The 12,637-nt window shown below is 52.3% G+C and carries 10 protein-coding genes; 5 read left to right on the top strand and 5 right to left on the bottom strand.

Features of this window, described 5'->3' with window-relative positions:
* Window positions 1–55 precede the first annotated feature (55 nt).
* On the top strand, window positions 56–637 hold the full coding sequence (locus LGT44_RS19095; protein ID WP_145468904.1) for a hypothetical protein: 582 nt from the start codon (window positions 56–58) through the stop codon (window positions 635–637).
* 30 nt (window positions 638–667) lie between these two features.
* Here the strand turns inward: LGT44_RS19095 and LGT44_RS19090 are convergent, their stop codons facing one another.
* Together LGT44_RS19090 and LGT44_RS19085 are read right to left on the bottom strand one after the other, a co-directional pair.
* The gene (locus tag LGT44_RS19090) at window positions 668–1,468 is read right to left on the bottom strand and encodes an MOSC domain-containing protein (protein WP_230332011.1); all 801 of its coding nucleotides are present in this window, start codon (window positions 1,466–1,468) and stop codon (window positions 668–670) included.
* Between the two features lie 136 nt (window positions 1,469–1,604).
* Entirely contained in the window at window positions 1,605–2,555 is a 951-nt protein-coding gene (locus LGT44_RS19085) for a chemotaxis protein CheV (protein WP_145468906.1), read from the bottom strand.
* A gap of 55 nt (window positions 2,556–2,610) precedes the next feature.
* Between LGT44_RS19085 and LGT44_RS19080 the strand changes: the two genes are divergently transcribed.
* The gene (locus LGT44_RS19080; RefSeq protein WP_230332010.1) at window positions 2,611–3,882 is read left to right on the top strand and encodes an EAL and HDOD domain-containing protein; all 1,272 of its coding nucleotides are present in this window, start codon (window positions 2,611–2,613) and stop codon (window positions 3,880–3,882) included.
* A 4-nt stretch (window positions 3,883–3,886) separates the two neighbouring features.
* On the opposite strand, the gene LGT44_RS19075 is transcribed toward LGT44_RS19080, so the two are convergent.
* The 3 genes from LGT44_RS19075 to LGT44_RS19065 form a co-directional block, all read right to left on the bottom strand.
* Window positions 3,887–5,446 (bottom strand): FGGY-family carbohydrate kinase, encoded by a 1,560-nt coding sequence (locus LGT44_RS19075; protein WP_230332009.1) that lies wholly within the window; start codon window positions 5,444–5,446, stop codon window positions 3,887–3,889.
* 86 nt (window positions 5,447–5,532) lie between these two features.
* Window positions 5,533–7,128, bottom strand: coding sequence for a glycerol-3-phosphate dehydrogenase/oxidase (locus LGT44_RS19070; RefSeq protein ID WP_230332008.1), 1,596 nt, complete (start codon window positions 7,126–7,128; stop codon window positions 5,533–5,535).
* A gap of 75 nt (window positions 7,129–7,203) precedes the next feature.
* The gene (locus tag LGT44_RS19065) at window positions 7,204–8,892 is read right to left on the bottom strand and encodes an FAD-binding oxidoreductase (protein ID WP_230332007.1); all 1,689 of its coding nucleotides are present in this window, start codon (window positions 8,890–8,892) and stop codon (window positions 7,204–7,206) included.
* A 173-nt stretch (window positions 8,893–9,065) separates the two neighbouring features.
* Here LGT44_RS19065 and LGT44_RS19060 point away from each other — a divergent pair, with 173 nt between their 5' ends.
* The 3 genes from LGT44_RS19060 to LGT44_RS19050 form a co-directional block, all read left to right on the top strand.
* On the top strand, window positions 9,066–10,088 hold the full coding sequence (locus LGT44_RS19060) for an AraC family transcriptional regulator (protein ID WP_225691972.1): 1,023 nt from the start codon (window positions 9,066–9,068) through the stop codon (window positions 10,086–10,088).
* Window positions 10,089–10,189: 101 nt separating this feature from the next.
* Window positions 10,190–10,810, top strand: a complete 621-nt coding sequence (locus tag LGT44_RS19055; protein ID WP_145468911.1) for a TetR/AcrR family transcriptional regulator — start codon at window positions 10,190–10,192, stop codon at window positions 10,808–10,810.
* A gap of 27 nt (window positions 10,811–10,837) precedes the next feature.
* Window positions 10,838–12,637 (top strand): MFS transporter (locus tag LGT44_RS19050; protein WP_230333677.1); only part of this gene is annotated, 1,800 nt, incomplete at its 3' end.

The raw sequence follows: 12,637 nt of genomic DNA, 5'->3' as shown, positions 1-12,637 counted from the left end.
GGCAACCTTCAGATTCTCATCTATGCTTGAAGCAGTCGCTGCAATGAGAATCTGAATGAGCCAACAACAACGCCACACTCTGGGCGGGTACGGAAAAACCGCTGACCATGAAGTTGACTGGAGCCAGGTAGGTGAAACCCTGACCATGCTGGCTCTTGCTATCGCTCAGATAGACACCTCACTGCATGAGGGAAATCAGTCTATCAATAAGCTGACCAGCAGCTTTACCGCCATGGCGGATAACTCACAGAAGCTGGTACAACTGGCCGCTGCTCATAGAGATGACCTGCCACAAAAGACCGGTGAAATTGCCAGTGAGCTGCAACAGGAAATTCAGCAGGCCATCATTGCCTTCCAGTTTTATGACCGCCTGACCCAACGTCTTGAGCATGTAGGCGATAGTCTTGAACGGATGGGGCATTTAATCGGCAATGCCGAACAACGCTATAAAGCCGGTGCCTGGAACAGCTTACAGCAGCACATAAAAAGCAATTACACGATGGAAGCCGAGCGCATTATGTTTGAACACATCATGGCTGGCCATTCCGTTGCCGAAGCACTTGAAATCTATCGTCACCATTTCGACAAACAGGCTCAGGATACTTTCGGCACTAACGACGATATCGAATTTTTCTGATCCGGTAACAGATCCGGTAACACCGGGCACTTATTCAACAAAGTGCTCGGTTAACTCATCTCCGACACAAAGCTGATGAATGTCAGACACCAGAGCATTCTGGCCAAAGAGTATTTTCCCATCGATACGACACAGCTCTTTTAATGCATCCAGCACATCAGCTTCACGCTCCAGAGTATCCATACTCCGGGTTGGTATGACGCAGCGCTGACAGGGCTTACAAATAGCCAGCTGACCGTCTTTATGTTTCAGCATCCGCCAGCGACGCTCAGCAAAAACAGCACTGCCATTCACCACCACATTTGGCCGGAAACGCTCCATCTGAATGTCACGCCCGACCCGTTCAGACAACGCTCCGAGACTGCTTTCAGTGGTAACCAATACAGGAAATCCATCCGCAAAGCCCACCCACTGCCCGGGCTCAGCATAACGCAGATCCACCTGACGCTGACTGTCAGCCGGTAAACGAACCAAACGGCAAGCAATACCCAGAGCAGAAGAAAACCAGGCCGCAGCATCATCACCACAATCCTCTGCCGGCAGAGAATCATTCCAGACGGTTACCGTTTTGCGTAAAGCACCTTGCTCTGCCAGCGGCACCCGCAATGTCGTTTGTCCGTCCATATCCACCAGCAACACTGCTTCTTCCAGCACAGGACGAATGCGGGCCATCTTCGGCTGCTGACGCTGCGTGATAAAACCACCCTGCTCATCCACCAATAAAAAACGGCGATCACCAACCGGGCCATGACGATCAAATACAAGCCGTTCAACCTCTACCGGTGCACAGGATTTAATCGGGTAAATAAATAAACGGGAAATGTGCGGCATACGCCCTCCTTGTTCAGGGCACTCTAATAGATAGCCCGACAACAAACAACATACTCAATACAACATACAGACCGGTCAGACAGACAACCAAAAATAAAAAAGCGCCGTAAGGCGCTTCCTGTTAGCAGAGTAAATATCAATCAGCTCTGGGCGGCATTTTCATTTTTTCCCGCATCAGACGCTGAACCTCTTTTGCCATTGCTTCCGGTGCAAATTTTGACAGAAAACCATTACACCCGACTTTTTCAACCATGGCCTTATTGAAATTCCCCGATAACGACGTATGCAGAATAATGAAGGTATCTTTCAATTCAGTATCACGGCGAATTTCGGTGGTCAGCATATAACCGTCCATTTCCGGCATTTCTGCGTCAGTAATAATCATCACCAGATTATTACTAACGTCCCGCCCTTCTTCTTTCCAGTGCATCAATAACTGATAAGCTTCAAGGCCATTATTCGCCTCAATAATGTTCAGCCCCATGGGTTCCAGAACCTGACGCATCTGCTGAATAGCCACATGCGAATCATCAACGATCAGAATGTCTTTGCCCCGCACTTTTTCCAGCAGCTCATCATCGTAAGCATCGGCCGACAACACAGAGTTGTAAGGTGCAATTTCGGCGAGAACCTTTTCCACATCGATAATTTCGACAATACGGTCATCGATGCGGGTAATGGCCGTCAGATAATGCTGCCTCCCGGCTCCGCCCGGAGGTGGCAAAATTTCGCTCCAGTTCATATTGACGATCCGGTCAACCCCTCCGACCAGAAATGCCTGCACCGTCATGTTGTACTCAGTCACAATAATGGTGGCATCTTCTTCGTTCAGCTTCAGCGGCCCCATCTGAATGGCATGACGCAGATCGACAACAGGTACCGTCTGACCACGCAAATGCGTTACGCCGCGCACCACCGGGTGACGGTCAGGAATACGGGTCAGGTGCGGCATCCGCATGACTTCCTGTACCTTGAACACGTTGATAGCAAACTGTTGGCTGCCACCCAGATTAAACAACAACAACTCCAGGCGGTTTTGGCCCACCAACTTGGTACGGGCATCAACACTGCTCAGAACCCCGCTCATATAACACTCCAATAACCGTTCTTTACCAAAGTGTAGCCAAGAGCCGCAAAAACGCATGAAAATACTGTCTACACTGGAGGGGATGAATCAGGGAAAATATATGGACAAAACAGACCCACCACTGCTGGCGCGACAGCCGATTCTGGACACCAGCCTGAATGTGGTTGGTTATGAGCTTCTGTGCCGGCCTCTGCCGGAAGACACTCTGGCCTGGCAAAATGAGCATGGTGACCGGGCAACCAGTGAAGTCCTGATCAGTGCATTCAATGATATCGGTATCGATCTGGTCACAGGCGGGCTGCCTGCGTTTATCAACTTCACCAGTCACTGGCTGCACAACCCTCCCATTATGCCGGCCAACAGCCTTGTGGCTGAGCTGCTGGAGTACATTCCGGCAAGCGAAGAGAACCTGACAGCCCTGCGTAAGCTGAAAAAACTGCGCTACCGGATTGCACTGGACGACTATCAGGGAGATGAAGCCCAGGCAGCCCTTTTTCCGTTGATTGATATTGTGAAAGTTGACATACGCCGCCTGCCGGATATCAGGCAGCTGCCAGCGCTGATTGACAAATATAAGCACCACAACCTGCAATGGCTGGCTGAAAAAGTAGAAACCAGAGAAGAGTACCGGCTGTGCCGGGATGCAGGCTGCACCTTGTTTCAGGGATACTTTTTCAGTCATCCCGATAATGTCTATGGCAAACGGCTGCCGGACAGTCAGATGGCCGTATTGCAACTTCTGCAGATCCTTAACGACCCTGACAGCAAAATTGAAGACGTCTCCACCATCCTTCAGACCGACCCGCAACTCAGTTATAAACTGCTGCAGATGGTTAACTCCGCTGCCGTTGGTTTTGCCCGTGAAATCACTTCAATTTCCCGCGCCATTGTCATCGTTGGCCTCGATCGCCTGCGGGCCTGGTCTAATCTGATTGCCCTTGGCCGTCTGCAGGAAAAGCCTGCGGTATTACGGGAGCAGGCAGTCGTAAGGGCTCTGCTGTGCAAAGCCCTGGTCTTTGCCTGGCCCAATCTGGATGATGAAACCGCGTTTACCCTTGGTCTGTTTTCCCTGCTGGATGCATTCCTTGACCGGCCACTGGCAGAAATCTGCCAGCGCCTCCGCCTGCCTGCAGACCTGACATCAGCCCTGACAGACCACTCCGGCGATTATGGTTTTATTCTTTCAACGACAATATGCATGGAACAGGGGCGCTGGGAATCTATCGACTGGAACGTGTTGCAGGGACTGGGGATCAGCCCTGCACAAACGGAGTTACACTATCTGAATGCCCTGCAAACAGCGAATACGCTCATGCAGTCTGTCTGACTGCTTACTGCGGATAGCCTGTTATTTCACGAATACTCTGATACAAAGGCTTCATACGTTTATACATTTTACGGTAAACCTCTTTGTATAAACGGTCATACAGTCTTACTGTTTTGAATTCGGGCTCAAATACCTGCCCGACACGGGTCATCTTCATGATGGCCGTACGGTAATCGGGATAGATCCCCAAGCCCACGGCACAGTTAATGGCAGCGCCCAGCCCTGAGGTTTCACTGGTATGCGGACGTTCGGCAGTCATACCAAAAATATCCGCCGTCAGCTGCATCGCCGCATCACTTTGCGAACCACCACCGGAAACCCGCAAACGGGTAATCGGTACCCGGCTGCGCTTTTCAATCTGCTCTTTACCCTGACGCAATTCATACGCCAGACCTTCGAGAATGGCGCGGTAAATATGGGCGCGCTTATGCACATCGCCAAAGCCAATTAAGGCGCCCTTGCCTTCCGGCCCTGGCTGACGCACACCCGGCGACCAATAAGGCTGCATCATCAGCCCCATAGAACCCGCCGGTACCTGATTAACCAGCTCATCAAATAACTGCTCAGGCTCTACACCACGTTCGGCCGCCAGCCGCTGCTCGTTATGTGCCAGCTCTTCCTTGAACCAGCTCACCATCCAGAAACCGCGGTAAATCATCATTTCGGTATTGTAATGACCCGGAACGGCAGCGGTATAAGGCGGAATAAACGGAATGGTTTCGATGTACTTTGCCGTTGTCGTATTAATGGTGGCAGTCGTGCCATAACTCAGACAACCGATATGCGCATCAAGCCCACCAGCACCCATTACTTCACAGGCTTTATCCGAGGCTGCCGCAATCATCGGCAACCCGGCCGGCAACCCGGTCAGCGCCGCTGCGGCTGCAGAAACCTGTCCTAACTGCTCCCCCGGCGACACCAGATCCGGCATCATCCCGCGGGTAGCAGACAGCAGTTTCCATTTCAGATCAGAAGGCTTTGCCCATTGCTGACGCTTATAGTCGTAGGGTAGATAACCAACGATGGAACCGGTCGAATCTTTTAATTCACCACTCAGGCAATACGTCAGCCAGGCCGATAAATTCACGTAATAACGGGTTTTTGCCCAAACATCCGGTTCGTGCTGGGCAATCCAGTTATCCCGTGCTTTTGCGCGCATCTCACGGATTAAATGACTCAGCCCCAATGTTTTAATCAGTACCCCCCAGATGCCACCAACCGGTGTTTCTACCGCAGCCTGGCGCTGATCCATCCAGACAATGGCCGGACGTAAAGGCTGGAAATTCTCATCAAGATTGATCATGGTGTAGCGCTGCGTTGTCAGTGACACGCCGCGAATCTGATCCGGAGTTACCTTACCCTGCGCCCATAAGCGTCTGAAGGCTTCCTGAAGGTTTTCCCAATAATAACCAGCATCCTGTTCAGCCCAGCCCGGATGACGGGAAAAGTACGGCTCAATGGTCACTTTGCTTTTGGCAACCTCATTACCCTGCTGATCAAATACCAGCACGCGTACACTTTGGGTGCCATTATCAATTGCCAGTAAATATTCCGCATTTGCCATACTGCTGAGCTGCCTGATTCTTTTTATCGTTGTGATAAAACGCCATAACAGCCTGCCCGCAAAGGCAGTCGGTTATGGCGCTTATATTATTTAGGAACGCTGTAATGCTTATTCCAGATTGCTTTATAACGCTCAAGCTCTTCCTGAAAGTGAGCATTATCCCAACCCAGTTCTTCGGCACAGACCGCACGGATTTTATCGATAAATCCAAGTCCGCCCTGCTCCAGCAGCAAACCGAGACGGGTGCGGCGCAGCAGTAAATCATCCAGATGTTTAACCGACTCATTCGCCGCCGACCAGCGCAGCTCAGCCCAAAGAGTACGGCTGCCGGGAATCACATCCAGCTCACCTTCTTTGGCCAGATTTAACAGCGCATCCAGATCCATACCAAAATGGCCACTCAGACGTTTCTGCAGATATCCTGGCAGAGCCTGATATTTTTTATGCTCAGAAACTGCCGGCGTAAAAATCTGCGCACCGAATTCACCGGAGGGAAAACGTTTAATGTATTTACGTGCCGCTTCGAGTGCATCCAGAGCAATCAGACGGAAAGTGGTTAATTTACCACCACTGACACTGACCAGACCTTTATCATCCCAGACGCTGTGATCACGCTTTTCTTTCGATGGATTTAAAGCACCGGAAGACACCAGTGGGCGCACGCCGGCCCAGCTGGAAATAATATCTTTTTCGGCAAGATCGGCTTTCGGAAACTGATGACGGGCGACTTTTAATAAATAATCCAACTCTGCCCGGGTCATACTGGCTTCGCTGTTATCGATGCCGTTATTGTCCAGATCAGTGGTACCAATCACGGTACGGCCTTCCCACGGAAAAATAAAAATCGGGCGTTTATCATCCGGGTGCATAGCCGTAAATGACTGCGCAACCGGCAAACGCCAGGCCGGTACAACAATATGACTGCCACGCGCCGGACGGATTTTTTTCTCGTCGGTCATCTGACCACGCAGTTCATCCGCCCAGGCACCGGTGGCATTAATCACGACATCAGCCTTAACATCATAACCTTCGCCTGTGAGCACATCTTCCACACGGGCACCCACAACCTGCTCACCATCTTTCAGCAGTTGTTTAACGCCAACGTAGTTAAGCACCACAGCACCGTCTTTCTGCGCTTCGCGCAACACGCGGACCACCAGACGGGCATCATCGGTGACCGCATCCGCAAACTGAGTACCACCAATTAACTCGTGCTCATTCAGCAGTGGACTCAGGTATTCGAAGTCGTCGCGTTTGAAATAATGACGGTAGCGTTTGCCAGCAAAAAAATCATAGATGCGCAGCAGCGTATTAAATACAAAAGGTCCGGGAAAACCGCCCTTATAATGCGCCATAAGGTAGCCCATCTGATCGACAAGTCCCGGTGCTTCCGTCATTAGACGCTCGCGTTCCTGCACCGAATGCATGGTGGTTTTCACATCACCGGCGGCGATATAGCGCAGACCACCATGCACCATTTTGGATGACCGGCTGGACGTACCCCAGGCAAAATCCTGTCGTTCAAGCAGCAGTACTTTCAGACCACGGCGCGCCGCTTCGCGGGCTATTCCCGCACCCGTGATGCCGCCACCGGCAACGATCACATCCCAGTGCTGCGGAGCACTCTTTAACTGCTCCAGCTGATGCTCACGCTGCCCTGGTACCCATGCTGTCTGCCACATACTGCTCTTTTATCCTGTCCGGCGGTTGCTGATTATCGTTTTGATGAGAATGTAGTTATTAAGTTTTTACACTGATCAGGAAGACTGCTGCTCCAGTAGCGGTTCAGCCTGCTCCTGTTGTGTCTTTTTTACGGTATTTCCTGCCGCATTGCCGCTATTGTTTTTTTCCAGCAAAGTGCCCGGATTAAGTCGCTGTTGCGGGTCAAAATCCTGTACCAGCGTATTCAGCACGCGCATACCCAGCGCACCCTTTTCCGCTGGCAGATACGGCGCATGATCTTTACCGACACCATGCTGATGCGAAATCGTCGCACGGCCACGGGCAATCACTGAAGATGCTTTATGCTTCAGCTTGCGCCAGCGCTCTAGGGTTTCTTCGTAGCTGTCGGCGCAGCGGAAGAAGTACGTGGTGTAAATACTGGAGCCCTGAGTGTACATGTGCGACAGGTGGGTAAACACCATCACTTCTTCACCATCGCTGCGCAGCGCAGTTTCCAGTGCGCTTTCCACATCAGTCATTAACTGATCGATATTATCCCAGTCGGTCGAAGTTTCCAGCGTGTCTACAGCAATACCGCGCGTCCAGGTCGTTTCACGCAGATACGGAAATTTAAAGCGGCCATGAGACCAGATGCTGCCCATAATATTAGCCAGAGGTCCACCAACACCACCGTGAGCTTTTAATACTTTACGGATCTGTTTCAGCGACGTTTTGTTCTGATATTTAGTGCCGGTGACACCATAGGTCAGCATGCAGCGCTCATCACCCATTCCCATAAAACGCAGGAAACGGTCCAGCAATTTAAACTGCTTTTCCTGAGTGCCCAGATGCAGATGCGCTTTGGCTTCTTTGGCATTACTCACGCGCATCATCGACATCGGTACTTTATTCTGCACCAGTTCACGCACTGCCGTTTTCGCAGCCTGCCAGTTAGGCATAAAGACCACGAAGAATTTTTCCTCTTCCGCCATCCGCGTCACACGTACCTTCACTTCGGTAAAGATGCCCATGCGCCCTTCCATGCCCATGGTAATTTCACGCATATCCGGACCGGCGGACGATGCCGGAATGGTCGGAATATCCATAGTTCCCAGCAGAGTTTCCATGCGTCCACCAGCAAACATTTGCTCGATACGACCGTAACGCAGCGATTGCTGACCACTGGAGCGGGAAGCAATCCAGCCACCAATGGTTGAAAGCTCCCAGGATTGAGGAAAGTGCCCCAGCGTGTAACCACGGGCACGCAGCTGGCTTTCAACCAGTGGTCCCGGCGTACCGGCACCAAAAGTGGCGATCTGGCTTTCTTCGTTCAGCTCCATCAACTGGTTCATACGCCCCAGATCGATGGTCAGGATCGCGCGCTGGCTGGCCAGCGGCGTAATATGCCCGGCCACTGAGGTACCGCCACCATAGGGAATAACTTCCACATCGTGCTCAACGGCATAATCCAGCAGTTCACGTACCTGAGAGCTGGTTTCCGGATAGGCAACCCCGTCAGGAAAAACCCCGAAGTCCCCACTGCGCATGGCCAGCCAATCCGGAAAACTTTGTCCACGGGCATGGCGTACACGGTCTTCAGCCGCCGTTACCACCAGAGGATGGGGCGCCAGACGGGAAGCAGGAACCTGCGCCATCACCGACTCCAGCGTGGCATCGGTCAGAGCCTTGGTTTCTCCGATGACGGAATGAATCAGGCGCTCGCCGTGTGCCGGCACCTCTTTGATATAACTCTCATCACCCCAACCATTCCAGCGACGACCCATGTTGTAATCCTCAAATGTCCGTTAGACCCAATTCGCAGAGAGCGCTAAGATACAGCGAAGGCTGAACGCTGGCACTGACAGTTTGAGACAGAGACGTAGTATATTCAGCCAGCGCAACGACAAACCCAATGCCAGACTCCACGCGGTTATAACAACAACATGATGCACATCGGATGAACTCTCAAGATTTATTAGGTACCGCTTCATCTGCAGCCATCCGCCAGTATCTGCGCGCAGCGCAGGACTACGGTATAGAACCCGTACAGGCTCTGGATGCCGTTAATATGCCGCACGGCATAATGGATAACAGCATCAGCCGCACCCACGGCCGTGCCTTCCAGAGCCTGATCCGCTGGCTGATCGAGCAGACCCGCGACCCATTGTTCGGCTTAAAAAGCTCACGTTATGTGCAGCCCGGCTCTTACAGTCTGGTTGGCTACATGGCGATGAACTGCCGCACCGCGCGCGAGGCGCTGCACATCACACCAGAATACGAAGCCATCGTTGGCGACATGGGTGTGACCAAAATCGAAAAATACGGCCCACACCTGGCGATGCGCTGGGTCTGCCAATACGACGATCCGGTTGTACGCCCACACATGATCGACAACGTGCTTGGCAGCTGGCTGGTGTTTGCCCGCTGGCTGGCCGATATGCAGGACGGCAAACCCGAATGCGTCCTGTTCGAGCGTAACAAGCCCGCCCCCGCCCTGCTGGCTGTTTATGAAGACATTTTTCAGGCACCGCTGGAATTTGGCAGCGATCGCAGTGCGCTGATTTTCCCGGAACCCATTCTTGACACACCTCTGCGCCAGCCCGACCCGACATTACTGGCTACGCTGGAGCAGCAGGCTGCCGCTGTTATGGCCGAACTGCAGGAAAAGCACCCGATTGTGATGCAGACCCGTTCACTGCTGCGCAGCCTGATGGAGGAAGACCTGCCGCGGCGCGACAAAGTCGCCGCCGAACTCGGCATGACCGAGCGCACACTGCAGCGCCGCTTACAGGAGGCCGGTACCGGCTACCAGCAACTGCTCGATGACTTACGTCGCGAAGTGGCAACCAACTGGCTGCGTACTACCAATATTCCGGTGAACGATATCGCGGCCCGCCTGGGCTTCAGTGAGGCCCGCTCGTTCCACCGCCGCTTCAAGGCCTGGACAGGCATGACCCCAGGCGAGTACCGGGGCAAATAACCCCCGGCCACCCTTCCCGCTCCTGACGTAAAAAATCTATTGAACAGCGTTCAGAACAGCCTTATATTGAACGCCGTTCAAAATCATTCAGGTGACTCATCATGGCCCGCCGCCAGGATCACACACCCGTACAGCTGCAACAACTGACCATGGAAACGGTGCTCAATCTGCTGCAGCAGCAGCCGGCCAGCAGCCTCAGCCTGCGCCAGATTGCACGCGAGGTCGGCTATTCCCCCGGCACGCTGATTAACCAATTCGGCAGTTATGGTTTGTTGTTGCTGGCCGCTAACGCCCGCACTCTGGATCAGATATACCGTGAATTATGCGCCGCTATAGAGCAGGCAGACTCACCACAACAAGCGCTGGAAGCCTGTGCCATGAGTTATTTCAACTTCGCCAGCCAGCACCCGCATCAGTGGCGACTGCTGTTTGAGCATCAACTACCGGAACAGGAAAACCTGCCCGACTGGCAGCAACAACGCATCGATAACGTATTCACCCTGCTGCAACAGCAGCTCGCCATACTCAAACCCGGCACCACGGCAGCCGACTGCGCTCAAAGCGCACGGACGATCTGGGCAAGCGTTCACGGCATCTGCGTGCTGGCACTGGATGATAAATTATTTACTCCGGGCAATATCAATGGCCACAGCATGATTCTCTCTCTGCTGCACCATTATTTACCCGGCTGGATTAACGATAAGGAAGACCGTCATGCATAACCAACAGGCCATACAAGGAAATCAGCCATGAGTCAGCACAGTCAGTTTACCCTGCTCGGCAAACGCCGCTTTCTGCCGTATTTTATTACCCAGGCACTGGGCGCGTTTAACGATAATTTATACAAAAATGCGCTGTTATTGCTGATCGCTTTCAGCGGCATTATTGCCGAAGAAGATTCCGCACTGTACACCAACCTCGCCGCCGGGCTGTTTATCCTGCCGTTTTTCCTGTTCTCGCCAATTGCCGGTCAGATTGCCGATAAGATGGAAAAATCGCGTTTAATCCGTAGTGTTAAATTACTCGAAGTCGCCATCATGCTGATTGCTGCTGCCGGCATTATTACCAACAATATGCTGTTGATGATGACTCTGCTGTTTTTGATGGGTCTGCAATCGGCATTATTTGGCCCGGTAAAATTCGCCTTACTGCCACAACAGCTGCACAAAGACGAACTGGTGGGAGGTAATGCACTGGTCGAAATGGGCACTTTTCTGGCCATTTTAGGCGGCACCATCACCGCCGGTTTATTATTCGATTTAAGCGCTGCCAAATACTGGATTGCTGCGGGTGTTATCTTTTTTGCCGTGCTGGGTTATTTCAGCAGTCGCTTTATTCCAACCGCGGCAGCCGGCGACCCACAGCTGACCATCAACTGGAATCCGCTTACCGAGCTGGTAAATACGTTACGTAATGCCCGCCAGCAACGCGCCGTATATTTATCCATTATGGCCATCAGCTGGTTCTGGTTTTTAGGCGCCAGCTATCTGACCCAGTTCCCGAATCTGGCCCGCGATCATTTAGGCGGCAACCCGCAAATCGTTACCCTGCTGTTAACTCTGTTCTCCGTCGGCGTGGCCGCAGGCTCGCTGCTGTGCGAAAAACTATCCGGCCATAAAATCGAGCTTGGTATAGTACCGATCGGCTCACTGGGCATGAGTATTTTTGGTGTCGACCTGTACTTTGCCATCAGCAGTCTGAATATCAGTTCCGACCTCAGCGCTCTGGCGTTCGTACAGAATGCTGACCACTGGCGTATGATGGCGGATATCGCACTGATCAGTTTGTTTGGCGGTTTATATGTTGTACCACTGCAGGCTTTAATTCAGCAGCGCAGTGACGAAAAAATGCGCGCCCAGACAATTGCAGCCAACAACGTGATGAACGCACTTTTTATGGTTGGCAGTGCCGCTTTCGGCATCATCAGCCTGGTGGTTATGAAGTTATCCATCGCCGAATATTTCTGTGTGATTGCCATCATGAATATTGTTGTAGTCGGCTACGTCTACTCACAGGTACCCGAATTTGCCCTGCGCTTTGTTATCTGGATGTTGTCGCACACTATGTACCGCGTAAGCCATAAAGGCATTCAGAATATTCCAGAAGAAGGCCCGGTCGTATTAGTCTGCAATCACGTCAGCTATGTCGATGCATTACTGATTGCCGGCGCCTGTCCGCGGCCTATCCGCTTTGTAATGGATCGCAGCATTTCAGAAATGCCGGGGATGAAATGGTTTTTCCGTCTGGCCAAAGCCATTCCGATCTGTTCGCCTAAGGCCAATAATGAAGTTTATGAAACGGCCTTCCGCCGTATTAAAGAAGAATTAGCCGATGGCCAGGTGGTGTGTATTTTTCCGGAAGGAAAACTGACACAAAGCGGAGAAATTGAACCCTTCCGTGCCGGTATCGAACGTATTATCGCCGAAACACCAGTGCCGGTTATTCCGATGGCGCTGGACGGTTTATGGGGCAGTTTTTTCAGCCATAAAGACGGACTGGCACTCACCAAAACACCACGGCGCTTCTGGTCTCGGGTGGGTTTAACCGTT

Source organism: Thalassolituus alkanivorans (genome assembly GCF_020447205.1).
GTDB classification, from domain to species: domain Bacteria; phylum Pseudomonadota; class Gammaproteobacteria; order Pseudomonadales; family Oceanobacteraceae; genus Venatoribacter; species Venatoribacter alkanivorans.
The sequence above is the reverse complement of the archived record's forward strand: the minus strand, read 5'-3'. Positions and strand labels throughout refer to the sequence as shown.

Coding starts and splice junctions, on each gene's coding strand:
- LGT44_RS19065 (WP_230332007.1), bottom strand. CDS start 8,892: ATGGGTCGTCGCTGGAATGGTTGGGGTGATGAGAGTTATATCAAAGAG.
- LGT44_RS19080 (WP_230332010.1), top strand. CDS start 2,611: ATGAAAATACTGTCTACACTGGAGGGGATGAATCAGGGAAAATATATG.
- LGT44_RS19090 (WP_230332011.1), bottom strand. CDS start 1,468: ATGCCGCACATTTCCCGTTTATTTATTTACCCGATTAAATCCTGTGCA.
- LGT44_RS19060 (WP_225691972.1), top strand. CDS start 9,066: ATGAACTCTCAAGATTTATTAGGTACCGCTTCATCTGCAGCCATCCGC.
- LGT44_RS19095 (WP_145468904.1), top strand. CDS start 56: ATGAGCCAACAACAACGCCACACTCTGGGCGGGTACGGAAAAACCGCT.
- LGT44_RS19075 (WP_230332009.1), bottom strand. CDS start 5,446: ATGGCAAATGCGGAATATTTACTGGCAATTGATAATGGCACCCAAAGT.
- LGT44_RS19070 (WP_230332008.1), bottom strand. CDS start 7,128: ATGTGGCAGACAGCATGGGTACCAGGGCAGCGTGAGCATCAGCTGGAG.
- LGT44_RS19055 (WP_145468911.1), top strand. CDS start 10,190: ATGGCCCGCCGCCAGGATCACACACCCGTACAGCTGCAACAACTGACC.
- LGT44_RS19085 (WP_145468906.1), bottom strand. CDS start 2,555: ATGAGCGGGGTTCTGAGCAGTGTTGATGCCCGTACCAAGTTGGTGGGC.